General features: G+C 45.1%; 32 protein-coding genes. 13 read left to right on the top strand and 19 right to left on the bottom strand.

Going from position 1 to position 25727, the window contains the following annotated elements; all coding sequences use genetic code 11:
• Positions 1 to 58: 58 nt before the first annotated feature.
• The 4 genes from petA (at position 59) to ACZ1GZ_RS15810 (ending at position 3444) form a co-directional block, all read left to right on the top strand.
• Entirely contained in the window at positions 59 to 622 is a 564-nt protein-coding gene (gene petA, locus ACZ1GZ_RS15825; protein WP_472665844.1) for a ubiquinol-cytochrome c reductase iron-sulfur subunit, read from the top strand.
• 12 nt (positions 623 to 634) lie between these two features.
• Complete coding sequence (locus ACZ1GZ_RS15820) at positions 635 to 1936, top strand: cytochrome b (RefSeq protein WP_472665843.1); 1302 nt, start codon at positions 635 to 637, stop codon at positions 1934 to 1936.
• A 25-nt stretch (positions 1937 to 1961) separates the two neighbouring features.
• Complete coding sequence (locus ACZ1GZ_RS15815; protein ID WP_472665842.1) at positions 1962 to 2798, top strand: cytochrome c1; 837 nt, start codon at positions 1962 to 1964, stop codon at positions 2796 to 2798.
• Positions 2799 to 2901: 103 nt separating this feature from the next.
• A complete protein-coding gene (locus tag ACZ1GZ_RS15810; RefSeq protein WP_472665841.1) occupies positions 2902 to 3444 on the top strand; it encodes an adenine phosphoribosyltransferase in 543 nt (180 codons plus the stop codon).
• 28 nt (positions 3445 to 3472) lie between these two features.
• Here ACZ1GZ_RS15810 and bluB read toward each other — a convergent pair whose 3' ends face one another.
• The 3 genes from bluB to ACZ1GZ_RS15795 form a co-directional block, all read right to left on the bottom strand.
• Complete coding sequence (gene bluB, locus ACZ1GZ_RS15805; RefSeq protein ID WP_472665840.1) at positions 3473 to 4096, bottom strand: 5,6-dimethylbenzimidazole synthase; 624 nt, start codon at positions 4094 to 4096, stop codon at positions 3473 to 3475.
• A 15-nt stretch (positions 4097 to 4111) separates the two neighbouring features.
• On the bottom strand, positions 4112 to 5215 hold the full coding sequence (ychF, locus tag ACZ1GZ_RS15800; RefSeq protein WP_472665839.1) for a redox-regulated ATPase YchF: 1104 nt from the start codon (positions 5213 to 5215) through the stop codon (positions 4112 to 4114).
• Positions 5216 to 5371: 156 nt separating this feature from the next.
• Complete coding sequence (locus tag ACZ1GZ_RS15795) at positions 5372 to 5887, bottom strand: fasciclin domain-containing protein (protein WP_472665838.1); 516 nt, start codon at positions 5885 to 5887, stop codon at positions 5372 to 5374.
• A gap of 187 nt (positions 5888 to 6074) precedes the next feature.
• Between ACZ1GZ_RS15795 and ACZ1GZ_RS15790 the strand changes: the two genes are divergently transcribed.
• Positions 6075 to 6479: a hypothetical protein gene (locus ACZ1GZ_RS15790; protein WP_472665837.1), complete on the top strand. Its 405-nt coding sequence runs from the start codon at positions 6075 to 6077 to the stop codon at positions 6477 to 6479.
• Positions 6480 to 6494: 15 nt separating this feature from the next.
• Here the strand turns inward: ACZ1GZ_RS15790 and pth are convergent, their stop codons facing one another.
• The 9 genes from pth to lgt all read right to left on the bottom strand — a co-directional run bounded on the left by pth (position 6495) and on the right by lgt (position 14409).
• Entirely contained in the window at positions 6495 to 7235 is a 741-nt protein-coding gene (gene pth, locus ACZ1GZ_RS15785; protein WP_472665836.1) for an aminoacyl-tRNA hydrolase, read from the bottom strand.
• A 19-nt stretch (positions 7236 to 7254) separates the two neighbouring features.
• A complete protein-coding gene (locus ACZ1GZ_RS15780; RefSeq protein WP_472665835.1) occupies positions 7255 to 7896 on the bottom strand; it encodes a 50S ribosomal protein L25/general stress protein Ctc in 642 nt (213 codons plus the stop codon).
• Positions 7897 to 8085: 189 nt separating this feature from the next.
• On the bottom strand, positions 8086 to 8706 hold the full coding sequence (locus tag ACZ1GZ_RS15775) for a DUF922 domain-containing protein (RefSeq protein WP_472665834.1): 621 nt from the start codon (positions 8704 to 8706) through the stop codon (positions 8086 to 8088).
• Positions 8707 to 8713: 7 nt separating this feature from the next.
• Complete coding sequence (locus ACZ1GZ_RS15770; RefSeq protein ID WP_472665833.1) at positions 8714 to 9646, bottom strand: ribose-phosphate pyrophosphokinase; 933 nt, start codon at positions 9644 to 9646, stop codon at positions 8714 to 8716.
• Positions 9647 to 9854: 208 nt separating this feature from the next.
• The gene (locus ACZ1GZ_RS15765; protein ID WP_472665832.1) at positions 9855 to 10373 is read right to left on the bottom strand and encodes a hypothetical protein; all 519 of its coding nucleotides are present in this window, start codon (positions 10371 to 10373) and stop codon (positions 9855 to 9857) included.
• Positions 10374 to 10411: 38 nt separating this feature from the next.
• Positions 10412 to 11560: a M24 family metallopeptidase gene (locus ACZ1GZ_RS15760; RefSeq protein WP_472665831.1), complete on the bottom strand. Its 1149-nt coding sequence runs from the start codon at positions 11558 to 11560 to the stop codon at positions 10412 to 10414.
• 4 nt (positions 11561 to 11564) lie between these two features.
• Entirely contained in the window at positions 11565 to 12356 is a 792-nt protein-coding gene (gene pgeF / locus ACZ1GZ_RS15755; protein WP_472665830.1) for a peptidoglycan editing factor PgeF, read from the bottom strand.
• A gap of 62 nt (positions 12357 to 12418) precedes the next feature.
• On the bottom strand, positions 12419 to 13549 hold the full coding sequence (locus ACZ1GZ_RS15750; protein WP_472665829.1) for a class I SAM-dependent methyltransferase: 1131 nt from the start codon (positions 13547 to 13549) through the stop codon (positions 12419 to 12421).
• An 8-nt stretch (positions 13550 to 13557) separates the two neighbouring features.
• Entirely contained in the window at positions 13558 to 14409 is an 852-nt protein-coding gene (lgt, locus tag ACZ1GZ_RS15745) for a prolipoprotein diacylglyceryl transferase (RefSeq protein WP_472665828.1), read from the bottom strand.
• Positions 14410 to 14626: 217 nt separating this feature from the next.
• Between lgt and ACZ1GZ_RS15740 the strand changes: the two genes are divergently transcribed.
• The 4 genes from ACZ1GZ_RS15740 (at position 14627) to ACZ1GZ_RS15725 (ending at position 16921) form a co-directional block, all read left to right on the top strand.
• Positions 14627 to 14920, top strand: coding sequence for an accessory factor UbiK family protein (locus ACZ1GZ_RS15740; protein ID WP_472665827.1), 294 nt, complete (start codon positions 14627 to 14629; stop codon positions 14918 to 14920).
• Positions 14921 to 15263: 343 nt separating this feature from the next.
• Positions 15264 to 15764 carry a type III secretion system chaperone family protein gene (locus tag ACZ1GZ_RS15735; protein WP_472665826.1) on the top strand — a complete coding sequence of 167 codons (501 nt, stop codon included), beginning with the start codon at positions 15264 to 15266 and terminating at the stop codon, positions 15762 to 15764.
• Entirely contained in the window at positions 15765 to 16583 is an 819-nt protein-coding gene (gene proC, locus ACZ1GZ_RS15730) for a pyrroline-5-carboxylate reductase (RefSeq protein WP_472665825.1), read from the top strand.
• Entirely contained in the window at positions 16580 to 16921 is a 342-nt protein-coding gene (locus ACZ1GZ_RS15725) for a tRNA-binding protein (RefSeq protein WP_472665824.1), read from the top strand. The genes proC and ACZ1GZ_RS15725 overlap by 4 nt, the downstream gene beginning before the upstream one ends.
• Before the next feature lie 10 nt (positions 16922 to 16931).
• Here the strand turns inward: ACZ1GZ_RS15725 and ACZ1GZ_RS15720 are convergent, their stop codons facing one another.
• The 3 genes from ACZ1GZ_RS15720 to ACZ1GZ_RS15710 all read right to left on the bottom strand — a co-directional run bounded on the left by ACZ1GZ_RS15720 (position 16932) and on the right by ACZ1GZ_RS15710 (position 19606).
• On the bottom strand, positions 16932 to 18314 hold the full coding sequence (locus tag ACZ1GZ_RS15720; RefSeq protein ID WP_472665823.1) for an ATP-binding protein: 1383 nt from the start codon (positions 18312 to 18314) through the stop codon (positions 16932 to 16934).
• A gap of 95 nt (positions 18315 to 18409) precedes the next feature.
• Positions 18410 to 19135 (bottom strand): response regulator, encoded by a 726-nt coding sequence (locus tag ACZ1GZ_RS15715; protein WP_472665822.1) that lies wholly within the window; start codon positions 19133 to 19135, stop codon positions 18410 to 18412.
• A gap of 15 nt (positions 19136 to 19150) precedes the next feature.
• Entirely contained in the window at positions 19151 to 19606 is a 456-nt protein-coding gene (locus ACZ1GZ_RS15710) for a MarR family winged helix-turn-helix transcriptional regulator (protein WP_472668331.1), read from the bottom strand.
• Between the two features lie 227 nt (positions 19607 to 19833).
• Here ACZ1GZ_RS15710 and ACZ1GZ_RS15705 point away from each other — a divergent pair, with 227 nt between their 5' ends.
• A complete protein-coding gene (locus tag ACZ1GZ_RS15705; RefSeq protein ID WP_472665821.1) occupies positions 19834 to 20724 on the top strand; it encodes a branched-chain amino acid aminotransferase in 891 nt (296 codons plus the stop codon).
• 58 nt (positions 20725 to 20782) lie between these two features.
• Here the strand turns inward: ACZ1GZ_RS15705 and ACZ1GZ_RS15700 are convergent, their stop codons facing one another.
• A complete protein-coding gene (locus ACZ1GZ_RS15700; protein WP_472665820.1) occupies positions 20783 to 21058 on the bottom strand; it encodes a hypothetical protein in 276 nt (91 codons plus the stop codon).
• A 179-nt stretch (positions 21059 to 21237) separates the two neighbouring features.
• On the opposite strand from ACZ1GZ_RS15700, the gene ACZ1GZ_RS15695 reads away from it, so the two are divergent.
• Complete coding sequence (locus tag ACZ1GZ_RS15695; protein WP_472665819.1) at positions 21238 to 21888, top strand: MBL fold metallo-hydrolase; 651 nt, start codon at positions 21238 to 21240, stop codon at positions 21886 to 21888.
• 3 nt (positions 21889 to 21891) lie between these two features.
• On the opposite strand, the gene ACZ1GZ_RS15690 is transcribed toward ACZ1GZ_RS15695, so the two are convergent.
• Both ACZ1GZ_RS15690 and ACZ1GZ_RS15685 read right to left on the bottom strand, forming a co-directional pair.
• A complete protein-coding gene (locus ACZ1GZ_RS15690) occupies positions 21892 to 22371 on the bottom strand; it encodes a BA14K family protein (RefSeq protein WP_472665818.1) in 480 nt (159 codons plus the stop codon).
• Positions 22372 to 22451: 80 nt separating this feature from the next.
• Positions 22452 to 23351 (bottom strand): DMT family transporter, encoded by a 900-nt coding sequence (locus tag ACZ1GZ_RS15685; protein WP_472665817.1) that lies wholly within the window; start codon positions 23349 to 23351, stop codon positions 22452 to 22454.
• Positions 23352 to 23541: 190 nt separating this feature from the next.
• Here ACZ1GZ_RS15685 and ACZ1GZ_RS15680 point away from each other — a divergent pair, with 190 nt between their 5' ends.
• A complete protein-coding gene (locus tag ACZ1GZ_RS15680) occupies positions 23542 to 24015 on the top strand; it encodes a PH domain-containing protein (RefSeq protein ID WP_472665816.1) in 474 nt (157 codons plus the stop codon).
• On the opposite strand, the gene ACZ1GZ_RS15675 is transcribed toward ACZ1GZ_RS15680, so the two are convergent.
• On the bottom strand, positions 23994 to 24167 hold the full coding sequence (locus ACZ1GZ_RS15675; RefSeq protein WP_472665815.1) for a hypothetical protein: 174 nt from the start codon (positions 24165 to 24167) through the stop codon (positions 23994 to 23996). The genes ACZ1GZ_RS15680 and ACZ1GZ_RS15675 overlap by 22 nt on opposite strands.
• A gap of 216 nt (positions 24168 to 24383) precedes the next feature.
• On the opposite strand from ACZ1GZ_RS15675, the gene ACZ1GZ_RS15670 reads away from it, so the two are divergent.
• A complete protein-coding gene (locus ACZ1GZ_RS15670) occupies positions 24384 to 25586 on the top strand; it encodes a pyridoxal phosphate-dependent aminotransferase (RefSeq protein ID WP_472665814.1) in 1203 nt (400 codons plus the stop codon).
• Positions 25587 to 25727: the final 141 nt, after the last annotated feature.

The raw sequence follows: 25727 nt of genomic DNA, 5'->3' as shown, positions 1-25727 counted from the left end.
TGTCAATTATTTGACCTTGTCAAAATTATCGAGCAAGTTTTTAAGGAGACATTGAACCGTGAGTGAACAAGACAACGGACAAAATGATCACAACGAGCCAACTCGTCGCGATTTTCTTTATTTAACGACAGGAATGGCCGCAGCAGTTGGTGCTGCTGGTGTTGCCTGGCCGTTTATTGACCAAATGAACCCCGATGCAGCGACGCGTGCTGCTGGTGAGCCGATTGAGGTCAATGTTTCAAGCCTAGAGCCTGGCGGTCATGTCATCGTTAAATGGCGCGGTAAACCTTACTTTGTTCGCTACCTTACAGACGATGAGGTTGTTGCAGCCGATGAGCTCACTGCAGGCGACATGAAAGACTACGCTCCGGTTGATACACGTTTGGGCGGACCTGCTGATGATGCGAAAAAATGGGTCGTTGTATCTGCAAACTGTACACACCTTGGCTGTGTGCCTCAGGTTGTTGATAGTAAGCCTGAGGGTTGGGCATGTGCATGTCATGGGTCAGTCTTTGATACAACTGGTCGTATTTTGCGTGGTCCAGCTGCTGTTAACTTGCCAAAACCACCATATGTTTTTGCAAACGAAACAACGCTTGTTATCGGCACAGATCAGGCATAAGGGGAGATATTTATGAGTGGGAATCATTCAACATATGAACCAACAACTGGTTTAGGTAAATGGGTCGATAGCCGTCTTCCATTGCCACGCTTGGTTCATGATAGTTTCGTGTCTTATCCAGTGCCACGAAACCTAAACTATGCTTATACATTTGGCGGTATTTTATCGCTTATGCTTGTCGTACAAATTGTGACTGGTATCGTGCTTGCAATGCACTACGCAGCCTCAACTGAACTTGCATTTAACTCTGTTGAGAGCATTACACGTGACGTGAACTACGGTTGGTTGCTGCGTTACATGCACGCTAACGGTGCTTCATTCTTCTTCATTGCTGTTTATCTCCACATTGCTCGCGGCCTTTATTACGGTTCTTATAAAGCACCGCGTGAGATCCTATGGATTTTGGGTGTTGTTATTTACCTTCTTATGATGGCGACAGGCTTTATGGGTTACGTTCTACCTTGGGGACAAATGTCTTTCTGGGGTGCGACAGTGATCACCGGCTTCTTCACAGCCTTCCCAGTAATTGGTGAGCCTATTCAGCAATTGCTACTTGGTGGTTTTGCGGTGGATAACCCAACACTAAACCGTTTCTTCTCACTTCACTATCTATTGCCGTTTATGATTGCAGGTGTTGTTGTGCTTCACGTATGGGCACTTCACGTGACTGGTCAAACAAACCCGACGGGTGTTGAAGTTAAGTCGAAAACAGACACGCTTCCATTTACACCATTTGCAACAGTTAAAGATGCACTTGGTATGGTCGTGTTCATGTTGGTGTTCGCATATTTCATCTTCTTTATGCCAAACTTCCTGGGCCACGCGGATAACTACATTCCTGCTGATCCTTTGGTAACACCAGCGCACATTGTTCCAGAATGGTACTATCTTCCATTCTACGCGATCTTGCGTGCGATCACATTTGATTTAGGTCCTATCGATTCTAAATTGGGTGGTGTTTTGGCGATGTTCGGATCGATCATCATCTTGTTCTTCCTACCATGGTTGGACACATCAAAAGTGCGTTCAGCAGTTTATCGTCCGTGGTACAAGCTATTCTTCTGGATTTTCGTAGCGAATGCGATCTTGCTAGGTTGGCTTGGCGCGAAGCCTGCGGAAGGCATTTACACAGTATTGGCGCAGGTTGGTACAGCTTACTACTTTGGTTTCTTCATTATCATCATGCCGCTTCTTGGTTTGATCGAGACACCAAAACGTTTGCCAAACTCAATTACCGAGGCAGTTCTTGCCAAGAGTGGATCGGGGGCTGGAAAGCCTGATGAGGCTGTTGCCTCTGCCGAGACACGCGGTTAATCGACGACAGATAAGGATTAAAGTCATGAAAAAAGTTATTTCAACTCTCCTTCTGCCGTTGATGTTGATCGGTCTGGTAGGTGTCGGCGCTGCACATGCAGCAAGTGGGTATCCGATCAATAAGCCTAAGGAGCTTGATTGGTCATTTGCGGGCCCATTTGGTAAATACGACAAAGGCCAACTACAACGTGGTTTGAAGGTTTATGTCGAGGCGTGTGCCGCTTGTCACTCAATGGATCTTGTCGCTTTCCGTACTTTGGAAGCACTTGGTTACTCACGTGATCAAGTCAAGTCATTCGCTGCTGAATATGAAGTCGAAGCAGAACCAAATGCTGATGGTGATGTTGAAGATCGTGCAGCACTTCCTGCTGATCACTTCCCATCACCATTCCCGAACAAAGAAGCTGCTGCTTCTGCGAACGGTGGTGCGGTTCCTCCAGATTTCTCATTGCTTGCTAAAGCACGTTATGTTGAGCGTGGTTTCCCGCAATTCGTTTTCGATATCTTCACAGGATATAACGAAGCTGGACCAAACTACATCTATTCACTTCTAACAGGCTACCAAGATGCGCCTGCTGATGTGGAAGTTGGTGATGGTACTCACTATAACCCTTACTTCATCGCTGGCTCAGCGCTTGCAATGGCAGCTCCATTGTCAGATGAATTGGTAACTTATGATGATGGGTCACCTGAGACTGTCGATCAATATGCAAAGGATATTGCAGCGTTCTTGATGTGGACTGCAGAGCCGCACCTTGAAGAGCGTAAGCGTATTGGATTTATTGTGATCAGCTTCTTATTGATCCTGACCATCTTGGTCTATCTAACCAAGCGTTCAATCTTCTCAAGAATTGAGCACTAAGGTTTCATAAAAGCTTAAAAACGCCGACTTGATTTGAAAGATTAAGTCGGCGTTTTTGTTTCTAACACCCAATACCTTCTAAAGCCTTTGCCAGGAGCCTATGATGAGTGATCTACAATCTGAGCTAAAAAACGCAATTAGAACCATTCCTAACTATCCGCATGAAGGAATTATGTTCCGGGATATCACAACGCTTTTGAGCAATCCAAGTGCATTTAGGCGTTCCGTCGATGAAATGGTTCACCCGTTTACAGGCGCTGGCATTTCACAGATTGTGGGCATTGATGCGCGTGGTTTCATCTTTGGTGGCGCAATGGCTCACCAGTTGTCCGCAGGCTTTTTGCCGCTGCGAAAAAAGGGCAAATTACCATTTGAAACTGTGACCATGAGTTATGCGCTGGAATATGGTGAAGCTGAGCTTGAAATCCACACAGACGCAGTTCAAAAAGGGGAAAAGGTCATTTTGGTTGATGATCTTATTGCAACGGGTGGTACGGCAGAAGCTGGGATCAAATTGTTGCAAATGCAGGGCGCTGATATTGTTGCTGCATGCTTTGTAATTGATCTACCTGACCTTGGTGGCCGCAAGAAGATTGAAGAGCTTGGTGTGCCTGTCAGAACGCTTATTGAGTTTGAGGGTGAATAGTATCGGGATTATACCCCGGTGCTGTTAACTAACGCTCTATCCAATTTGTCTTGATGTTCTTTTGCCAGGATTTTTGATGCAGTTCAGGTTCTTCTGCATCGAATTTGGGATAGCCTAAACATAGATATCCCGTGAATTTCCAATCACTTGGAACATCTAATATTTGATTGAGAACCTCTGGATTAAGAATAGAAACCCAGCCGACGCCAATATTCATTGTCCGTGCTGCTAACCACAAGTTATGGATTGCGGTAATAGTCGAATACACAAGCGTTTCAGGCATGGTTTGGCGGCCTAAGCCTTTTCCTAAGTCCGGTTCCATTTCTGTAAAGACAGCCAAATGTAAGGGCGCTTCCTTTAATCCGGCAAGTTTGAGATTGTTGTATTCTGATAGCTCATTGTCGCTATATAAATCAGCGGCAGAGGCGTTGGAATTTTCAAAATTTTGATAGACCGCTGTTTTAAGATCAGTGCTTTTGACGCGTATAAACCGCCATGGGCGGCTATTGCCAACCGATGGCGCTAGGTCTATTGCGGTTAGCAGTTGTTCTATTTTTTCCTCAGGCAAAGGCGTTGTTTCAAAATGCCTGACATCGCGCCGCCATGATAGCAAATTAAGCAGCGCGTCAGTATCATCTTGATTAAACTTCATATCGCCTTCGCGGAGTTAGGTATTGAATTTAAAGAGCATAACATCGCCATCTTGGGTGATGTATTCTTTACCCTCATCACGCGCTTTGCCAGCTTCTTTTGCTGCAGCTTCACCGCCCAGAGTAACATAATCATCAAAAGCAATGGTTTGCGCACGAATAAAGCCACGTTCAAAATCTGTATGAATAACACCTGCAGAAGCGGGTGCCTTTGTCCCTTTACGAACAGTCCAAGCGCGAGCCTCTTTAGGGCCTACGGTGAAGAATGTGATGAGTTCTAACAGCTCATAGCCGGCACGAATAAGACGATCCAAACCTGCTTCGTCAAGACCTAGTTCGTCTAAGAACATTTCAGCTTCTTCATCATCAAGTTGTGCAACTTCAGCTTCAATTGCAGCAGATATAACCACAGTGCGCGCGCCTTGCTCGGCTGCCATTTTTGCAACAGCGTCTGATTGGGAATTACCTTTGCCTGCATCTTCTTCGGCAACATTACATACATATAAAACAGGCTTTGATGTTAAAAGGTTCAAGCTCTTTAAGATGCGTAGATCTTCTTCAGCGATCCCATCAAGCATATGGCGCACAGGCTTTCCATCATTGAGTAGTGCAAGCGCATCTTCCATGACTGGCAATAAAACCTGGGCTTCTTTATCTTTGCCAGTCGCACGTTTACGCATTTTTTCGGTGCGTGCTTCTAAGCTTTCAAGATCCGACAACATCAACTCTGTTTCAATGGTTTCTGCATCTGCAACAGGGTCAATTTTGCCTTCTACGTGGGTGATGTCATCATCTTCGAAACAGCGCAATACATGAACGATCGCATCGACTTCTCGAATGTTGGCGAGGAACTGGTTACCCAGGCCTTCACCCTTAGAGGCGCCGCGGACAAGTCCCGCAATATCGACAAAAGAAATGCGTGTTGGAATGGTTTCTTTTGAACTGGCAATATCAGCCAGTTGATTAAGGCGTTTATCGGGAACGGCAACTTCGCCAGTGTTTGGCTCAATTGTACAAAATGGGTAGTTTGCAGCTTGCGCAGCAGCTGTGCGTGTAAGTGCATTGAAAAGCGTTGACTTGCCGACATTTGGTAGACCAACGATACCACATTTAAATCCCATAGAAGCGTTCTCTCATGTAATGAAAATAATAAGGAGGCTATGGGGGAAACACAGCGCTTGGTCAAGGGTTTCTCGACATAATCGGCTGAATGTTGATGCTCAACAATGAAATATCCCCGCCATGCAAGCAGCAGGCAGGGATGAAGTCATTATAATTTAGTGACAAGCAGGGCGTTTGCCTGGCAATAGTACTTTGTCGATGACGTGGATGACACCATTGTCAGCTTTGATGTCAGCAATCACAACATTAGCTGTTTGCGGTGTGCTGTCGCCGATTGTCACGCCAGATGCGCTTTTTGTTACACAAAGGCGTTTGCTTGCAAGAATTGGCTTGATGTAGATTGATTCATGCGGAAGCTGGCCAGATACCAAACTACGGTCGTCAACATGATACAATAGGATGTCAGTGAGCTGACCTTTGTTTTCCGGTTTTAGAAGTGTCTCAACAGTGCCTGCTGGAAGCGCATCAAATGCAGCATTTACTGGTGCAAACACTGTAAAGTGGCCTTTGCCAGCTAGTGTATCTGCAAGACCCGCCGCTTTCACAGCAGCAACAAGTGTCGTAAAACGATCATCATTAGCAGCGATGTCGACAATGCTCGCAGCATTCGCAGCAGTAGCAGAAAGGGCAATCACAGCCGCGGCTGCTGTTCTTTTCAATATAGTTTTCATGTTAAGATCCTTTATCGTTCGAGGTTATGGGTAAGGCTACGCGAACGAATAATAATTAGATCATTTTCTGCGATTATTTGTTATTTTGCGCAGAAACCGGTAAAAATGGAACGATTTTTGTGTTTTTTGCAAATCTATGAAATAAAATAGAAAAATCGAGCGGAACAATAGGGGTGAATTTGGATCTATGAAAATTTTGATAAAGACTGTTTCATTATTGGCAATAATGACGACAACTGCGTTGGCAGATAGCTGTTGGACGCATAATGGCTCATTAATGCGATTGCAGGCGGATGGAAACAATCGCTGGATGTCCTATGAAAAACCAAAGCCATCGCTTCGACAATCGGGTGTGCAGCGCGGAACGTTGCTATTTAATGGCCAAAATAATGGAGACTGGTATTCAGGTCTTGCGCGGGTGTTTTCAAAATACTGTGTTGGCAATCCACTAGAATATTATGTTGAGGGACCTGTTAGCCGTAATCCTTTGCGTATCACCATGACCGGTACACGCGAAAAATCCAGACAATGCGTTTCAACTGGCGTGATCACAACTGACGTATTGGTCTTTACATATTCTCATCAGTGCTAAAGCACCAGCTGGACGTTATTTTTTGTCACCCAGCAGTTTCTTCAGCATCTCAGCCATTGGACCACTTGCTTGTGTGATTGGCGATGAATTGCGTGCTTGGTGAATATGAGATTTAGCCTTTGGCTTGTTTGAGCCAGAGGCTTTTTTACTTACTTCTTTTGACTTAGGCGATTGCTGCGCGTCCCCTTTTGCGTTTAACGCCAAAGCAATTTTGTTCATTAAACCCGCGGCATCATCACGAGCGAGCATTTCAATATGTTCAGCCGTGGTGTGTAAAAGTGGGTCTAGCCAGTCGTGATCAACTTTTGAAAAATCACCAAGCACATGCCCGTTCACACGTGCTTTGTTCCCGGGATGACCAATACCGATGCGAACACGCTGATAGTCTTTACCACAATGCGCATCAATTGATTTCAGTCCGTTATGTCCGCCATGGCTTCCACCACGTTTAATGCGGGTTTTTCCAGCAGCCAGATCAAGTTCATCATGAAAGACAATGATGTCATCGCAAGTAAGTTTATAAAACCGCATTGCCTCTCCAACCGCTTCGCCGGATAGGTTCATAAATGTTTGTGGTTTTAAAATGAGGACCTTTTCGCCAGCAAGCTTGCCCTCATAGACTTCGGACTTAAACTTATTTTGCGATTTGGAAAAATTATGGCGGTCGATGATTGCATCAACCGCCATGAACCCGACATTGTGCCGGTGTTTTTGATATTTGGGGCCAGGATTTCCAAGTCCTACAATGAGTAACATGGTATAAGCCCCAAAATCCTTATTCAGAAGCTTCTTCTGCTTCGCCGCCTTCAGCTGCAGCCGCTGCTGCTTCTGCTGCGTCGTCTTCAGCGTCTTGTGCGCCGCCTGGTGAAGCGATAGTTGCAACTGTGAAGTCACGATCAGTAATTGTTGGTGTAACACCTTCAGGCAATGTAATTGCTGAGATGTGGACCGCATCACCAATGTTCAATTCTGCAAGATCAGCAACAAGTGCTTCTGGAATTGAGTTGGCTGGGCAAGATACTTCAACAGTGTGACGTACAATGTTCAATGTACCACCACGTTTGATACCGACACATGTGTCTTCGTTTTCAAATTGTACTGGAACTTCCACAACAACCTGTGTGTTTTTAGATACGCGCAAGAAATCAACATGCATGACGAAGTCACGAACCGGATCAAGCTGGTAGTCTTTTGGAAGAACGTTGACTTTTTCGCCGTCGACATCGATCGAAAGAATATTTGTCATGAAGCCACCAGCGTGGATACGCATTGTTGCTTCTTTACGTGAGATAGCGATAGAAACAGGGGACTGTTTATCACCATAAATAGATGCTGGAATTTGACCGTTACGACGAAGTTCCCGGGCGGACCCCTTACCAACCCGTTCGCGCGCAACAGCTTTGAGTGTATCGCTCATAGCGTGTTCCTTACTTTAAATATATGGAGTTGTTTATGCTTGGCCAAAACGGCGGCTTAAACATCGGATATAAAATCCGAAACCATGTTGCCTCCAAGGGTGTCTACATGGATGAGCAGCTCTTAGACCATTGTGCTTAGACATGCAAGTTTTTGTGCAGATTTTATCGCCTTAGCGATTAAAGGAAGGCTAATTTAAAGCATAGGCTTGAATGAGATCGGCAATACGTTTGCGTTGCCCCTGCATTTCCGCACGTTCAAATTTGTTTTGCGCACGGTTTAGCTGTTTGCGATTGGCAGATGCAAGTCGGGAGATTTTGCGGTTCATGATGTTGCAATCTTTTTGAGGTTTGAGGTTATTAACAGACGTTGCTAACCTTACGATTGCTTCCTCTGCAATGCGAACGTGATCTTCCTCATGGCGTTTAACATCTGTGTAAAGCGCTTGCCAAAAAATACGAACACTTTCGGGTGCGATCGATTGATCTATCCATTTGGGTAATTGGATGGAACTCACCATAGTGAACTTAGCAGCCGATATATGGCATTTGCCATTTTTGGTTACAAATTTCACCGGGCTTTCAAGGTCAAAGGTGGTATAGCCAGCGTGACCAATACCCAATTTCGACCTTGGTCCATTTTTTTGGATGCTTTGCCAAATTTGTTCAACGCTCATCCCGCTCACATCAAAGGTGCTGTATTGGGTTGAAAAATTGGTTTGAGCAATAGCTGCGCCGTTGAAGCTCGCAACGATCAAGCTTGTTGCTAAGCATCGTCCATAAAAACTCTTAAACTTTATGGACTTAAGCATGCATTTCCTAATCAAAGAGGCTGGAGACGGACTTCTCAGCTGAGGTTCTGTTAATCGCTTCACCAATTAAGCTTGCGGTCTCAATCACGCGGATATTATGAGTCGCTTGAACTTCTGGTGTCGCACGAATTGAATCTGTAATCACCAATTCGCGCAATTTTGAGGCACCGATTCTTGCAGCCGCACCACCTGATAACACACCGTGCGTGATATATGCTGTTACGGAGTTCGCACCATTTGCCAACATAGCATCAGCAGCATTACACAAAGTGCCGCCTGAATCCACAATATCATCGATCAATAGACAGTCTTTACCAGACACATCACCAATGATGTTCATAACCTCAGATTCCCCAGGACGATCACGACGTTTATCAACGATTGCAAGCAATGCATCTAAGCGTTTTGCCAATGCACGGGCGCGAACCACACCACCAACGTCAGGTGAGACAACCATCATGCTGCCTTTTTCGTAACGTTCTTTGATGTCGCGTGCCAATGTTGGCATAGCAAATAGGTTATCCGTTGGAATATCAAAAAAGCCTTGGATCTGGCCTGCATGAAGGTCCATGGTTAAAACACGATCGGCACCAGCCTCTGTAATCAAATTAGCAACAAGCTTTGCTGAAATTGGGGAACGTGGACCTGGCTTTCTGTCCTGCCGTGCATAACCAAAATAAGGAAGCACAGCTGTGATCCTGCGCGCAGATGAACGTCTTGCCGCATCAATCATGATCAATAGTTCCATGAGATTGTCATTGGCAGGATAGGATGTCGATTGCACAATGAAGACGTCTTCACCGCGAACGTTTTCCTGAATTTCAACAAATATCTCTTGGTCTGCGAAGCGCCTAACGCTTGCCTTTCCCAGATGAAGGTTGAGGTATTGGCAGATATTTTCCGCCAGTTGCTGGTTTGAGTTGCCCGCAAAAATCTTCATCTTGTTCCGCCCGTATCTCTACAATTGGGTCCAGCACATAACGTTTGTTATATGCATGCGCATTTGGCTTATTTAATCAACCACGCCAAAAGGCTATGGCTGTGCTTTTAGCGGCCTTTACGACGATTTCAAGAACCTTTCCACATAAAAATGCATTTCTTTACAGAATCCTGAAGTTGGTCCCAATTTAAAACGTTTAAGCTCGGCTTTAGCTTTGTTGTCTTTGCCAATTTATAAAATCTGTCAGGCTTTTTCCGGCAATTTCTTCCATTACGCTTTGCGTGACGAACTGCCAAGGGTCCGATCCAGCTCCAGTTGTATCACTTTGACCCTGGATTCGGTAAAGTCGAGCACCGGAAGGATCAAGTATGTCCCAGACATATACAACGGTTGTATTTGCCTCATCAGAAAATGCGGATAAGAAGCCTTTGATTTTATACTGAGCTTCTGCATTTGACGTGGCGACAATCGTGATGCCGTTCTCCTGTGTTTTTCGCGCTAAAGACTGAGATAGTATGCTCAATTTGTCAGCGGGGGCACCCGTTACCGGTAGGAAGCTTACCAATATGCCTTGATTAACAGGTTGGGTAACTGCGTTTACTTCAGGTGTCGTTGTTGTGGTCGCAGTTGGAATTGGCTGAAGTACGCTTTCGGTGCTGTTACAGCCCAAAAGAGTGCCCGTCATAAATGACAAACTTACCAATATGTTTAGATATCTAAAAGCCATGCGCTCCCGCTTACCTTCATGTAAATCGATGTTTTACATCAACACTGGATTAAATCGAAACCGTTTCGTGATAGATTTTCAGCCTTTGCGTCAGTGGTCAAGAAGGTTTGACCAAGTGTCATTGCTGTTTCTGTTTCGGAATCAACGATAATCATATGCGCAAACAGCGTCATCCCGGGTTTGATTTCCTGGGGGTTGTTCTCAAAAAACATCTGATGCTCCATCCATGATGGTGTGAAGCGTGCTCCGAGCGAATACCCACAAGCGTTTAGACGATGGCTGGATAATCCATGGGCATCAAGTACATCCGCATGAGCTTGAAATACATCGCCAAACGTTCTGCCCGTTTGCATGTTCTCAACCACCGCTGACAATGCTTCCCGACTTGCTTCAAAAAGTTTGCTGTGAAGTGGGCGAGGTTTGCCGATCACAATGGTTCGCATCATCGCGGCATGATAATGGGCAAATGACCCTGCCCATTCCAAAGTGAGTTGATCGTCCGTAGAAAGTTCTCTGCGGCCGGATTTATATCGACAGAGCAACGCATCGCGCCCCGAACCAATAATAAATTCGTTGCCGGGATAATCACCGCCTTGACCGAAGATGACATTGTGCATGGCGGCAAGAACAGCCGCTTCACTGCCATCAGATTTAATCGCGGCTATCGCCGCATCCAATGCATCATCAGCTAGCACTCCGGCACGTTTTGCATATTCAATTTCTTGATCGCTTTTCACAAGCCGCAATTCACTGATGAGATATGATTGATCAACAAGCTCGGCAAAATCATTCAATTGCCCTGTTACTTTTATATAATTGGCTGCTGTCAGACCATGCGTATCAAGCTCGATGCCAAGTTTTTTCCCTGCTAATCCGAGTTCGGTTAAGATGTTTTTTAAATCACTCGCAGGATTTGCATTTGCACCGTCTTTCCAAATGCGAATGTCATCGATATTTGATGTTTGTTGTGCTTGGCGTAAGTCCGCCGATCTCGTCAATAAGATCATGTCGTTTTGCGTTAAGATCAAACATTGGAAAAAACAGTAACCAAATGTGTCATAACCCGTCAGCCAATACATGCTTTCTTGCGCAAAAATCAGCATGGCATCATTGCCATTTGTTTGCATATCTGCGCGAACGCGTTTTACGCGATCTTTGTATTCATCATCGGTGAAATAAATTGGCATGCTTTTAACCTAACGTGATTACAGAAAGTTGCCGACCATAGTCTTTTTCCTGTCGATGTGTTGTGCGCCTATAGGAAAAATAGCCGTTGCCTTCGTCATAAGTACAAATTTCTAGATCTTCAGCAATGACGCCAGCGGATTTTAGTTGAGACTGAATAAAGCCATTTAAATCGTAAAGGTGGTGACCTTCCTTGTTGGAAGCTTTGAAATATTGTCCAAGCTTTTGATCTTTATCGATAAAGCGTTGATAAAACTCAGGTCCAACTTCGTAGTTTTTTTGTGATATACACGGCCCTAAAGATGCACGAATGTTTTCGCGCTTTGCGCCGAGTTCAATCATTTTCTCAATTGTGTTTTGTAGGACGCCATCAAAAGCCCCACGCCAACCTGCATGTGCTGCGCCTATTACCTTATTCTCAGGGTCGGCAAATAAAACCGGTCCACAATCTGCTGTGACCACACCCACAGCTGTCCCAGGGGTGCTTGTAACGATACCGTCAGCTTTGGGGCGATCTTTTTCTATGCCGCCTGTTGCAACAAATATATCCGCTGAATGATGCTGATGCAGCGTTGCTAAATGTGGGGGTGTTGTGCCAATGGCCTTGCAAATGCGGCGTCTGTTTTCAATAACGCTTTGCGTCTCATCCCCTGAACCTAATCCCGCATTCAAGCTTGAAAATATGCCCTCTGAACAACCGCCATGTCGTTTGAAAAATCCATGCGAAATGCCCGATTGAGATTGCAGTGATTTTAGAATTGGGCTTTGAACAAACTGCGCATCTGTTTGTGCTTGCACGATTTACACCTCTCGCAACGCTGATTTACATCCAACTCAATTATCATGGACTTTACCAAACGTTAGTTTGGATGATTCTCTTCATTTGAGATAGTGTCGCCTGCGATAAATGGTGCAAGCTGAATTGGTGCGCCACTAATCGCCAATACCTTAAATAGTTCGCCCATCTTGCCTTCGCCTTCACCGGCGAGGCGTTCAACAGCGCTGCGGATTTCCTGCTGCGTGTCGTGGTCTTTGTTGTGACCTAAAGCGCCTGCGCGTTGCAGCAAACCTAATCCTACGAGAAAATCGCCCTGATGCATTACGCCATGAATATGCGATCCGGCGGCATGTGAAATATGCATGAGGGTTTCAAAGTCAACATGACTTGTGAGATCAGCTATCCCAGGGCTTGCAAGCGGATGATCATAGCTATGTTTGCGAACCGCTTGCAAAGTATCCCCAAAGCCTTGTGCAAGAAATCCGTAATCAATGACAAGGGCGCTGCCACCTTGCTCGGTCAAACGTGTTGCGATGGATGCCATGACATTGGCGCGCGCTGGCGCAATTTCAAATATAGTGCCGACGGGCTGTGATTTGTGATTTTCAGGCAAGAGTTCGGGGTCAATGCCCGCGACGCCAACGGTGAAGCTTAAAAGATCATCTGCATCCACTGTGACCATGCGTTCGCGATAACCTGTATCGGTTTTGACAAATTGCCGAATTGGAATGGCGTCAAACAATTCGTTTGCAACCAACAAGGTAAAACCATCTGGCACATCTTCAAATGTATCATGCCATTGGATCTTGTCCTGATAGGCCTTCAGTGTTTCTGCTTGTGTGTCACGTAGCTTTGGGCTGGTTTCGACCATATGGATTGTCAATTGGTCAAACTGATCCTTTTGCGTTTGTTGAATAACGCGCAACGCATCAGCCATTAATGTACCACGACCGGGGCCGATTTCGACGAGGCGAATAGGGCCATTCGGCATGTGTTTTTGCCAGGATTGTACAAGATATATGCCAAGCATTTCACCAAAGAGCTGACTGACTTCGGGCGCTGTGATGAAATCTCCCTCATGACCGAAGGGATCTCTAGTTTTATAATAGCCAAACTCTGGGTCAGCCAAACATAGCGCAAAATAGTCCGCAACACTGATTGGACCATTCACGTTTACTAAATCTCGGATCTTTTGTTCCAAGGGTGTAGGCATGTATTAAGCTATTCCGACCTGATTGTTTTAACCCGCGAGGATGCAGTTAGCATACCCCATAGGCCTATCGCAAGCAGGGGAATGGATAGAAGCATGCCCATTGTAAACCAGCCACCAAACAAAAATCCGATATGGGCATCAGGTTCGCGGAAAAATTCTACAAAAATGCGAGCGCTTCCATAGCCAAAGATAAAGGCACCTGCGATAAATCCGGGTTGTTTGAGCTTTTTGTAAACAATGCATAACACTGCCAGAAGAGCAAACAGAACAACGCCTTCTAGTAAAGCTTCATAGAGTTGTGATGGATGGCGCGGAAATGGCCCGCCACCGGGAAACACAAATGCCCACGGTGCACCGCTTAATCGGCCCCATAATTCACCATTGATAAAGTTTGCAATACGGCCGAAGAAAATACCAACAGGTGCTGCAGCGCAAACGATATCAAACAAGCTCCACATGCTAAATTTACGCAAATAGGCAAAAAGTATCATTGCAACGAGGGTGCCTAAAACACCCCCATGAAAGGACATGCCGCCGTTCCAGACTTCAAATATTCGTGCGGGGTTTTCCATGATCGAGGCGAAGTCGTAAAATAAGATATAACCAATGCGGCCCCCAGCAACGATACCAATCGCGGCCCACAAAACAAAGTCATCCAGATCAATCATCTTCATGGCTTGTTGATTGTTTGGCCAAAGGTGGCTGCGCTTTTGTAATTCTCGTGCATAAGCCCAGCCCAATAAGATACCAGCAACATATGCAAGGCCGTACCATCGCACGTCAAAGGGGCCAACGGAGAAGATGACCGGGTCAATTTTTGGAAATGTAAGAAGTGAAAATGGAAGTAATATTATGTCCAAGAAAGTGATCCGTATCTGAGCATTGTTTCATTTGCGCTTTCAAAACCGCGTCGCGACAATGCGTTTAGTTTGTGGTCTGGTCAAGGCAATGACATTCAACTTGCGGTGATTTGCCCACTATTTACATGCTGAAATTTCTTGCAAAAGACCCAGCTTATACTTACGTGAGGTATGAAGCACATTGCTTGATGCAAGATCACACAAAGAGGCGAACACGATGAATCAGGGTCCAAATCGAATTTTCGATGAATTTGCAAAGCTTATGACAGATGCAGCGGGTGCCGCACAAGGCGTGGCAAAAGAAGCTGAAACAGCATTGCAAAGCCAGTTTGAACGTTTCTTAAACAATGCGGACATTGTTAAGCGTGATGAATTTGATGCCGTTCGTGAAATGGCTGTTAAAGCGCGCGAAGAAAACGATGCGTTAAAAGCGCGGATTGACGAACTTGAGAAGCAGTTGGCTGCAAGTCAAAAACCTGCAAAATCATCTACACGCAAACCGAAAGCTTAATCAGACTAACGCTCTGAATCTTATAAAAACTTTATACATATTTTTTTCCACAGGATGAGGCGTCCTGTGGAGAGCCAAAAAACCCTTATTCCTGAGTCATTTACTAAAGACTTTGGAATCAATTTGGTAATTGTAAATAACCCCTTCAAAAAAATTTTTCGGCATCGGGGGATGGAATGCTGAATCTGCTCTTATACACTGATTCTTATAGATGATTCGGAATTCTGTCCGGTAAGCCTCGCAAAGGCTTATTGCGTCAGTATCCTAAATATAGATTTGATGATTGTTGGTTTTGAGTTCGCATTCGACAGAATAAGAACTTTGAAGCAGATGAGGCTTTGTGATGAATTTGGTTGAGTTAGATATTGAACGGCATTCTAACCCGGTAGACGTTATCGAATTTGTTGCGGCAAATAACGATTGGTCTTTTGAACGTTCATGTGATGACGAAATCGCGATGATTATTGAGGGTGAATGGGCAAATTATCAGATTTCATTCTCTTGGCTCGAGGCGCATGAGGCGCTTCACATTGCTTGTGCTTTTGACTTCAATGTTCAAGATAATAGATCACATGAGTTGTTGAAATTGATCTCGCTGATCAATGGTCAGGTTCTCATGGGGCACTTTGATCTTTGGCTCAAAGATAACGTCATGATCTTCCGTCAGTCACTGTTACTATCTGGAGGTGCAGAGCCAACCAGTCAGCAGGTTGAAAGCTTGCTTGCAAGCGCGGTTGAATCTTGCGAAGCTTATTTTCAGTCTTTCCAATTTGTTGCCTGGGCTGGAATTGATGCACAAAAGGCAATTGATCTTGTCATGTTTGAGACCCAAGGTTCCGCCTAAATGTCTGACAAACGTCCGATAGTTCTGCTTGGCGCAGGAAATATGGGCGGCGCTGTTTTGCGCGGCTGGTTGGATAATGATCTTAATGTCGCACCAATTTACGTAGCTGATCCTGGTTTAAAGGATGAAATGGCTGCGTTGTTGGATGCAAAAGGTGTTGGCTACGGGGCATCTGTACCGGAAGATGAGAAAGCTTCTGTTCTGGTTTTGGCTATCAAGCCGCAGATGATGGACAAGGTTTTGCCATCAGTTCTTGCATGTGTTGATGAGAGCACTTTGATTGTTAGCATTGCCGCAGGCACAACGATTGCAGCTATAAAATCCCATATAACGCAGGGGCTTGTTGTGCGAGCAATGCCCAATACACCAGCAATGATTGGTCGTGGGATCACAGGTGTAATGGCTGAAGATGGTTTGTCAGTTAAGGGGCGAGAACTTGTTACCCAGCTTTTATCCGTATGTGGCCCGGTTGAATGGTTTGATGATGAACACACAATAGATGCGGTGACCGCAGTGTCCGGAAGCGGGCCTGCGTATGTCTTCTTGCTGGCTGAAGTTATGGCGCAAGCCGGTATTAAGGCCGGGCTTGATGCTGATGTTGCAATGCGTCTTGCGCGTGAAACTGTTTCAGGGGCAGGGGAGCTGATGCGTCGTTCAGATGATGATGCGAGTACCTTGCGCCAAAATGTAACCTCGCCGGGCGGCACTACAGCTGCTGCGCTTTCTGTGCTGATGGCTGAGGGTGACGGGATGCAAAAGATTTTTGACCGCGCTATCATGGCGGCGAAAAACCGTTCAGAGGAACTTGCAAAAAAATGACTGATTTCATCGCTTGGGAAGACTTTGAAAAGGTTGATATACGTATGGGTACGGTGGTCGAAGCCAATCCATTTCCAGAAGCACGTAAACCTGCGATTAAAATGAAGATCGATTTTGGCGCAGACATTGGTGTGAAGAAAACATCAGCTCAGATTACCGTGCATTATAAGCCAGAGGATTTGGTGGGGCGGCAGGTTATGGCTGTTGTGAATTTTCCACCACGTCAAATAGGTCCGTTTATGTCGGAAGTTCTCACGCTGGGTTTTGCAGACAAAGACGGCGCAATTGTTTTGGCAGGTGTGTCAAAAGACATTCCAAACGGCGAACGTTTAATGTAGCAGCTGCGTATTACGCAGGCACTCTGACTGTTGCTTTTAAGCCGCCAAGATCACTATCTGACAGGGTTATATCGCCGCCGTGACTTCGTGCGATATCTTGTGCAATAGCAAGTCCTAGACCAGTTCCTTGTTCATCTTGATTACGAGCTTCATCTAAACGGAAAAATGGTCTGAAAACATCTTCTCGAGATTCTTCTGGGATCCCGGGGCCATCATCCTCGACGGTGAAAACCAGCCAAGCCGCATCTGAGCGCACCGTTATTTTGACTTTGTTGCCGTAACGGCAGGCGTTGGAAAACAGATTATTGATTAGACGTGAGAATGCGCTTGGGCGTACATCTGCCTGGCTGATACCTGAGACCGAGCTGGTGACATTTTTACCTAATAACTTGCCGTCTTTTTCAAGTTTGCTCACCAGCTCATTGAGGTCAATAGAGCCAAAATCTTCCTCTGCTTCACCTTTGGTAAAAGCCAGATATCCTTCCAGCATGGATTGCATGTCTTTGACATCCTGATCAAGACTTTTGATTTCTTCATCATCGCCTAAAATTGCGAGTTGAAGACGAAAGCGCGTTAAAACTGTTCGTAAATCATGACTAACACCAGATAGCATGGCTGTTCGTTGCTCAATTTGCTTTTCAATCCGCTCACGCATGCGAATGAATGCTAAGCCTGCTCTACGAACCTCATCCGCCCCTCTGGGGCGAAAATCTTCCGGTGTGGGTTGGCCTTTACCAAATTTTTCAGCAGCATCTGCAAGCCTTAAAATGGGTCTGATTTGTCCCCTTAAGAACAGGATGGAAATCAATAGCAGTACCAGCGAAGTTCCCACCATCCATAATAAGAAGATGTGTGTGTTTGATGCATAGGCCTGGCTGCGTCGTGCAAAGACCTGCAACACCTCAGCACCCAATTGGATGCGGATTTCGACAAGGCTGGAATCACCGACCGTATCAATCCAAAATGGCAATTGGACCTGCTTTGTCAGTTCATCGCTAAGTGTTTGGTCCAAAATTGAGAAAAACGGTTTTGGTCGGGGTGGAGGTAGGGTTGTTCCTGGTTCGATTGAAATATTTAAATCCAATCGATCCCGCGCTATGCGCACGATTTCTTCGTAATTGCTATCTTGCGGATACGTCGCGAGCATATCAACAATCGCAGCGATATCGCGTGTAACGGCTGTCGATAAACGCTGGGTAACTGTTTGCCAGTGCCGTTCCATGAACACAAATGCCACAACGGATTGCAACAGGACCATTGGCACAATGATAATCAGCAAAGAACGCGCATAAAGACCCGTTGGGACGCGTCGGCGAAACCATCTTGTATATCTGCGTATCCCTGTTGGGGGATACCGCTCATATTCTCGTCGGATTGATTCAATCGTTGCCATTCAGCTATTCTTTTACTCCAGCCAGCACTCTATGTAGCTATAAAGCAAAAACGTGCTGAAATAAAACTGCCGATTACGAATAATTGTTTAATTTGCTATTCAACTGCAAGGCGGTAACCGATCCCGCGAACCGTTTGCAGCCATGTTGGTTCTGCAGGATTGTCTTCAATGCGCCGGCGCAAGCGATTAATCTGTACATCAATGGTACGATCGCCAACAGATTGGTCTTCTCCGGCAAGTTCCATGCGGTGAATGGTTTCACCTGGTTTGCTGGAGAAAATCGACATCAATTCTTTTTCGCGATCGGTTAAATGCACCGCTTCGCCATTCATTTTTAATTCGCGCGTTTCTAACACATAGGTATATGGTCCGAACATAACCTGCTGAATCGTTGGTGTTTCAGGCGTGCCCCCACGGCGCAGGATTGCATTGATCCGCAATACCAGCTCTTTGGGGTCAAATGGTTTGCCCAAATAGTCATCTGCACCGGCTTCTAGACCAGAAATTCGAGACTCGACTTCTGACAAAGCGGTTAGCATTAAAATCGGTACGTCTTTGATTTTAGAGAGTGAGCTCGTGAGTGAAATGCCACTCTCACCAGGCATCATGACATCGACAATCAAAAGATCGAAATCCATGCCTTCGAGCTTTCGCCGTGCCTGGCTGGCATCTGATGCTGTTGTTACTCTGAAACCGCTTGAAGCAAGATAGCGTCTTAAAAGATCTCGAATTCGAGTATCATCATCCACCACCAAGATATGTTTAGCCCCATCATCAATCACATCATCAACCAATTTTGCATCCCATCCTTTTTTCATCATGCGGGAGGCACCTTTTTATTTGTTGTGCATCCCATTCAAAAACGACAAAATCGTATTCCGATCCTCAGGTGCCATTTCTTTTAGGGCCAGAGAGATTCGGCGAGATTGTTGTCTGGAGAGCTTTAAGGCAAGTTTTTGACCTTTTTGTGTTGTATATAAATGCCGCTGCCTGCGATCTTCATGATCGGTTTCTTGTTTGATAAACCCTGTTTGAATAAGTTGCTTTAAAACCTTGGCCAAACTTTGCTTTGTGATGTTTAAAATATCGAGTAATTCGGCGACAGTTAAGCCAGGTTGACGGCTGACAAAATGGATAATTCTGTGATGCGCTCGTCCAAACTTAAATTCTTTTAAAACCAGGTCAGGGTCGGAAACAAAATCGCGGTAGGCGAAAAACATGGCTTCGATAATTTCGTAATCTATCTCAAAGTGCTCCTGCTGATCTTCATCAGCATCTGACACTTCAAGCATTTGTGTTTTGTCGCCACGCATGCGCTGCTCCGAGAGTTTACATAATACGTCAGCCTTATTGACACATATTTCGCAGATTGTTAATCTAAAGCATGTTTGAGAGATCAATTTTTTTGATTAAACTTCAAAAATCGCCTTAAATATAACTAATCGATCAATCAATAACCGGATTGAGCTTGTGTAATTGTGGTGCGCAACAGCTTTTTGTATGCGCTGGAGGATGAAAGATGGCATCAACGCCGTTTGATCAACTGGATGGTGAAATCTGGTATAATGGAGAATTTGTCGACTGGAAGGATGCTAAAGTTCATGTATTGAGCCACGGCTTGCATTATGCAAGTTCGGTGTTCGAAGGTGAACGCGCCTATGGCGGAGAAATTTTTAAGCTTCGTGAGCATACAGATCGTTTGATTAAGTCTGCTGAATATCTTGGATTTGAAATTCCTTATTCAGCGGATGAGATTGATGCTGCATGTATTGAAGCGCTTAAGCGCCAAGGCCTCACGGACGCTTATGTGCGTCCTATTGCATGGCGCGGATCTGAAATGATGGGTATTTCAGCGCAGTCAAATAAGATCAACCTGGCGATCGCGGTTTGGGCATGGCCAAGTTATTTTGATCCAGAGCAGCGCCTTAAAGGTTTGCGTTTGACCATGGCAGATTATTGCCGTCCTGACCCGCGCTCTATTCCAAGTTTTGCCAAAGCCGCTGGTCTTTACATGATTTGTACATTGTCCAAGCACGCAGCCGAAGCGAAAGGCTATGCTGATGCATTGATGCTAGATTGGCGTGGTCAAATTGCAGAAGCAACAGGCGCAAATGTTTTCTTCATTCAGGGTGATAAGATTCATACGCCGAAACCAGATTGCTTCTTAAATGGTATTACGCGCCAGACAGTTATAGATTTGGCAAAGCGTCGTAATATTGAAGTGATTGAACGTGTCATTATGCCGGAAGAGATGGCTGATTTTGATGGCTGCTTCTTAACTGGAACAGCCGCAGAAGTGACGCCGGTTGGCGAAATTGGTGAATACAAGTTTGAAGTTGGTACAATTATCCAAACACTGATGGATGATTATTCGCAGGAAGTTACGCCTAATCTGCAAGCTGCAGAGTAATAGCTTCGGGTTCAAGAACGATTTTTAAAGGTGGCTTTTGCCACCTTTTTTATTGTCTTTACTTCTTCAGCATGCCCAAAACGGCGCCGATGCCGCCGGAGACGATCCCGCCGCCTGCAACGCCGCTGATGGCGCTACCAGCTAATGCACCCATTGCGCCAGTTAGATCACCTGCTCCTAGGCTGGCTAGTATCGCAGTACCACCAACGCCGCCAATTGCGCCAGCAATTGATCTGCCAATTGTTCCCAAAGCTGCCTGCTTTAGCGCACCGCTGACCGCGTGCCCGCCGATAATCCCCGTCACAATTTGAATTATGAGTGGTAAAAAATCCATAACATCCCCCTATTGATGTTTTTAAACACAAGAAAAACTAACACATAAAATATGGCAAATACATGATTTTGCCCCGATCAGAGTTTTTGAGCGATAAAATAGGGATGAATAGCGTTTTGGACTGACGGGGCTTGGAAATCTGTGCCATAGATGTGGTGTCTAAATCGAAGGAAATATAAATGTCTGAGCTGCGCGCGATTATTGTTCCAGTCACTCCATTTCAACAAAATTGCACAATATTATTTGATGAACAAACCAAAGAAGGCGTTGTTGTTGATCCAGGTGGTGATGTGCCACATATTTTAAAAGCAATTGAGGAAGCTGAACTTAAAATTACAGCGATTTGGCTCACCCACGGACATATTGACCACGCTGGTGGTGCAGAAGAGCTGAAAGAAAATCTGAATATTGATATTCTTGGGCCGCATGAAGATGATATTACGCTTTTATCCGGACTTGAAGATCAGGCGCAGATGTTTGGTGTGAGCATGGATGTTAAAAATGTGACGTCGAATAAGTGGCTTAAAGAGGGGGATGAAGTCTCGTTTTCAGAGCATACATTTAGGGTTCTGCATTGCCCAGGGCATGCGCCGGGTCACGTCATTTTCTATAATGAGAAAAATGCATTTGCGCATGTGGGGGATGTGTTGTTTTCAGGCTCTATTGGCAGAACAGATCTTCCAGGTGGAGATCACCAGCAATTACTCTCTTCAATCCGCGATAAAGTTTTTCCACTTGGTGATCATGTTGGGTTTATTTGTGGTCATGGTCCCGGAGGTCAAATCGGCCAGGAACGGCGTTCAAATCCATTCCTGACCGGTCTTAATTAGGCTTTATTTAACAACGCAGAAGTGATCTTTACCATCATATCCGCGGAACGTTCCTTTATTTGGGTTAAATGAACGATATCGCTTTGAGCAGTAGTTATACCAACCTTGGCTCCATGGCTGATAACTCACATAGGAACGTGTTCTATAGCTTTTAGCAGGGGCTGCCGGATAGTGATTTGCGCCAGGGTAAATTGTTTGCGGTGTCGGTTGGCGATAGACGTGCGTTTTGCGATGGTTGTTCGCACTGTTTGCGATGATCGCGCCCGCCGCTAATCCAATCATGCCCCAAACAACAGCGTCGTTGTTCTTTTTCTTTATAACATGTCTGTGACGATGTTTTACAACGTGTTTGTGATGATGTTTGACGATGTGTTTATGGTGATGTTTTTTATAAATATCATGCGCCTGAACAGAGGCTGTGGTCGACAAAGTCATGCCTACGATAGAAGTTGCAATGATAGCTGATTTTACAATTTTGCTCATGGTTCTTACCTCACATTTCATGCTTTGCTGCATGGTTTTTCAAAGTGTGAGGCTAAGCTACAATTTTGAACCTGAACGGTTTATGAACGGCTCAACTTTTGTGAAGATTTGAGTTTCATAAATGGTATAGTTTCTGTCAAAATCATTGCTGTGAAGATGAGCAGACCGCCTAAATATCCAATAAAAGCAATACGTTCGCCCAAGAAGATTGCACCAAATAATGCAGCGAATAAAACTTCAGTCGACATGAAAATTGCAGCTTGCGGGGCAGTGGTATAACGCTGCGCTACTGCCTGGATGGTGAATGCAAGTGCGCTTGAAAAGATGCCAGCATATAAAATTTCAGGCAAAGCATTTAGCAATGGAGCAAATGCTATGTGTTCAGTGGTACCTGCAACGAGGCAACCAAAGACCGCAATAGAAAGGAATTGCACAAAGCTAAATGTCATGGGGCGGTTATATTTTATGGCATAACGGGCAATAAACACCATTTGCAGCGCATTGCATGCTGCGCATCCGATAGTAAGCACATCGCCATACGTGAGCGAGGTGAGGGCGCCACCGGATAGAAGATAAATCCCGGCAAAGGTTAAGATGACACTAGGCCAGACGATAAAATGCGGAACTGTTCGATAAAGCAATAATGCTAAGATTGGAACAAAGATAACGTATAGCCCGGTTAAAACGCCCGAGTTGGTTACAGTTGTTGTTAAAAGCCCAACTTGTTGCAGTCCCATGGCCAGGAATAGCACAAAGCCAATCATGATAAATTGCAGATATGCAGTTCTTGGAAGTGCTGTTTCAGCGCGCTTTGTCTCCCATAGCGCAAACGGGATTAGAACCAGACTTGCAATGACAAAACGAGCGCCCACAAAGGTGTAGGGAGCGATATCATCCATTGCCGTTGTTTGTGCAATGAACCCCATTCCCCATACCGCGCCAGCTAATAGGAGGAGCAAATTCGCGTTACGTCTTGTCATAAAAAGGCATTCTTTAGTAGTTTGGATGATCGGTTCTTTGTAAACCCGCGATGGATTTGATGTCTCATTTTAGCTAAATTAGCAAGCGGGAAATGCAAAGCGGGGATTTGGGTCCGGAGTTGAGTTCTAATCAACTTGCGCGTAATCTTTAAGAAATTGCCGTGTGGGAAGACTATTTTGGGAATTTGGATTGGATAACATTGTAAAAATTGCTGAACACAATAAGCAATCAGAACTGCATTTTCGTTCAAGCCTGATAACTTTGCTTTTGCCTGCAATGATAATTGCTTTGGGATATGGTGCTGCTTGGGGTTGGCTGTATTTAAATGATCAGTCGCACACTGCGCTGGCTCGACTTTGTATGTTTGTTTTGGTCTTGGGTGTGCCGTTACTTATTGCATACAATGTGTTGAAATTCGCGACTTTAGGTATTCGATTGTTCGATGATAATTTAATCGTTCACAAAGGGTTTCCAGCGCGGGATCCAATGGAAATTGATTATCAATTTATCAAGAATGTTGAACTTGAATATGGCTGGTTAGGGCGATTTACCAAAGTTGCCTCGATGCACATTTACCCGCGTGCGGGTAAACCGATAACCGTTTCTGGATTGAGAGATCCATACAGTGCGCTCAAAGCAGTTCAAGAACGCTGTGTGAACTGAATTTGATCAGTTGCAAAATACTCCTTGTCTTCCGTTTGGCCGATACCTGCGATTGCGGTCACGCCTAAAAGAAACCCGGCAAAGATAAAGATTGTTAGCGTTAGTTGTTTGTCTTCTTTGCCTGCGCGAGGGGTGCGAATGAATTGATCCATAATATTAACTCCGTTGTTAGCGGTGTTATGATCAAGAAAATCGACGTCAATGAGATTGAATTAGGGCGTTAGAGGATAGTTTTTGTGACCATTTAGTGGCGTGAATGTTGTGTAGAAGATCAAGTCTGCAAAAATTAGTGAAGTTTTTTGATTTTCAACTTGCAAGAATACTGGCCTTGCGACATACCACTTCCGTAATAACATATGGAGCACAAAATGGCCTTTCTAGCCGATGCACTTTCTAGAGTTAAACCTTCTGCAACAATTGCTGTGTCACAAAAAGCACGTGAGTTAAAAGCTGCTGGTCGAGATGTTATTGGTCTTGGCGCAGGTGAGCCTGACTTTGACACGCCGGATAATATCAAAGAAGCAGCAATGGATGCGATCAAGCGCGGGGAAACGAAATACACCCCTGTTGCCGGAATTCCTCCACTGCGCGAAGCAATTGCCAAGAAGTTTAAACGTGAAAATGGTTTGGATTATGATCCTAGCCAGGTCATCGTTGGAACGGGTGGCAAGCAGATCTTGTTTAACGCGCTCATGGCAACATTGAACGAAGGTGACGAAGTCATCATTCCTGCACCTTTCTGGGTGAGCTATCCTGAAATGGTCGCGATCTGCGGCGGTACTTCAGTACCAATCGCAACATCGATTGAAAGCAAATTTAAATTGTCTGCTGAGGCGCTTGAAGCTGCCATCACACCGAAGACAAAATGGTTGATTTTCAACTCACCATCCAACCCATCTGGTGGTGCTTATTCGCATGATGAGTTGAAAGCTTTGACAGACGTCTTGTTGCGTCACCCACATGTTTGGGTGCTGACAGATGATATGTATGAGCATCTTGTTTATGACGACTTTGAATTTGTCACGCCTGCACAAGTTGAGCCAAAGCTATATGACCGCACATTAACAATGAATGGTGTATCAAAAGCCTATGCGATGACAGGTTGGCGTATTGGTTATGCTGCAGGTCCGATCGAATTGATCAAAGCTATGGACATGATCCAAGGTCAGCAAACATCTGGTGCATGTTCAATTGCGCAATGGGCAGCTGTTGAAGCGCTAAACGGTCCGCAAGATTTCATCGAGACTAACAAAACTTTGTTTAAAGGTCGCCGTGACTTGGTTGTTTCCATGCTTAATCAAGCAACTGGTATTGAATGCCCATCACCTGAAGGTGCATTTTATGTTTATCCATCATGCGCTGCATTGATTGGTAAAACAGCACCAAGTGGTAAGTTGATTGAGACAGATGCTGATTTTGTGACTGAGCTATTGGAAGCAGAAGGTGTGGCAGTTGTTCATGGTTCAGCCTTTGGTCAGGGACCGAACTTCCGTATTTCATACGCGACGTCTGATGAATTGCTGGAGGAAGCTTGTACACGCATTCAGCGTTTCTGTGCATCTTTGAAATAAGATCAAACAAGCATGTTAATTTCTGAAAGGCACATCAACTGATGTGCCTTTTTTGTGTGCAATTTTATGCGATGCTTGAAAAAAAGACAAAAAAAAGGCCGTAGATCGAACCACGGCCAAGTAAGAAGGAGTTACCTTCGG

It is taken from the genome of Lentilitoribacter sp. JB5-8, assembly GCF_055693385.1.
The sequence above is the reverse complement of the archived record's forward strand: the minus strand, read 5'-3'. Positions and strand labels throughout refer to the sequence as shown.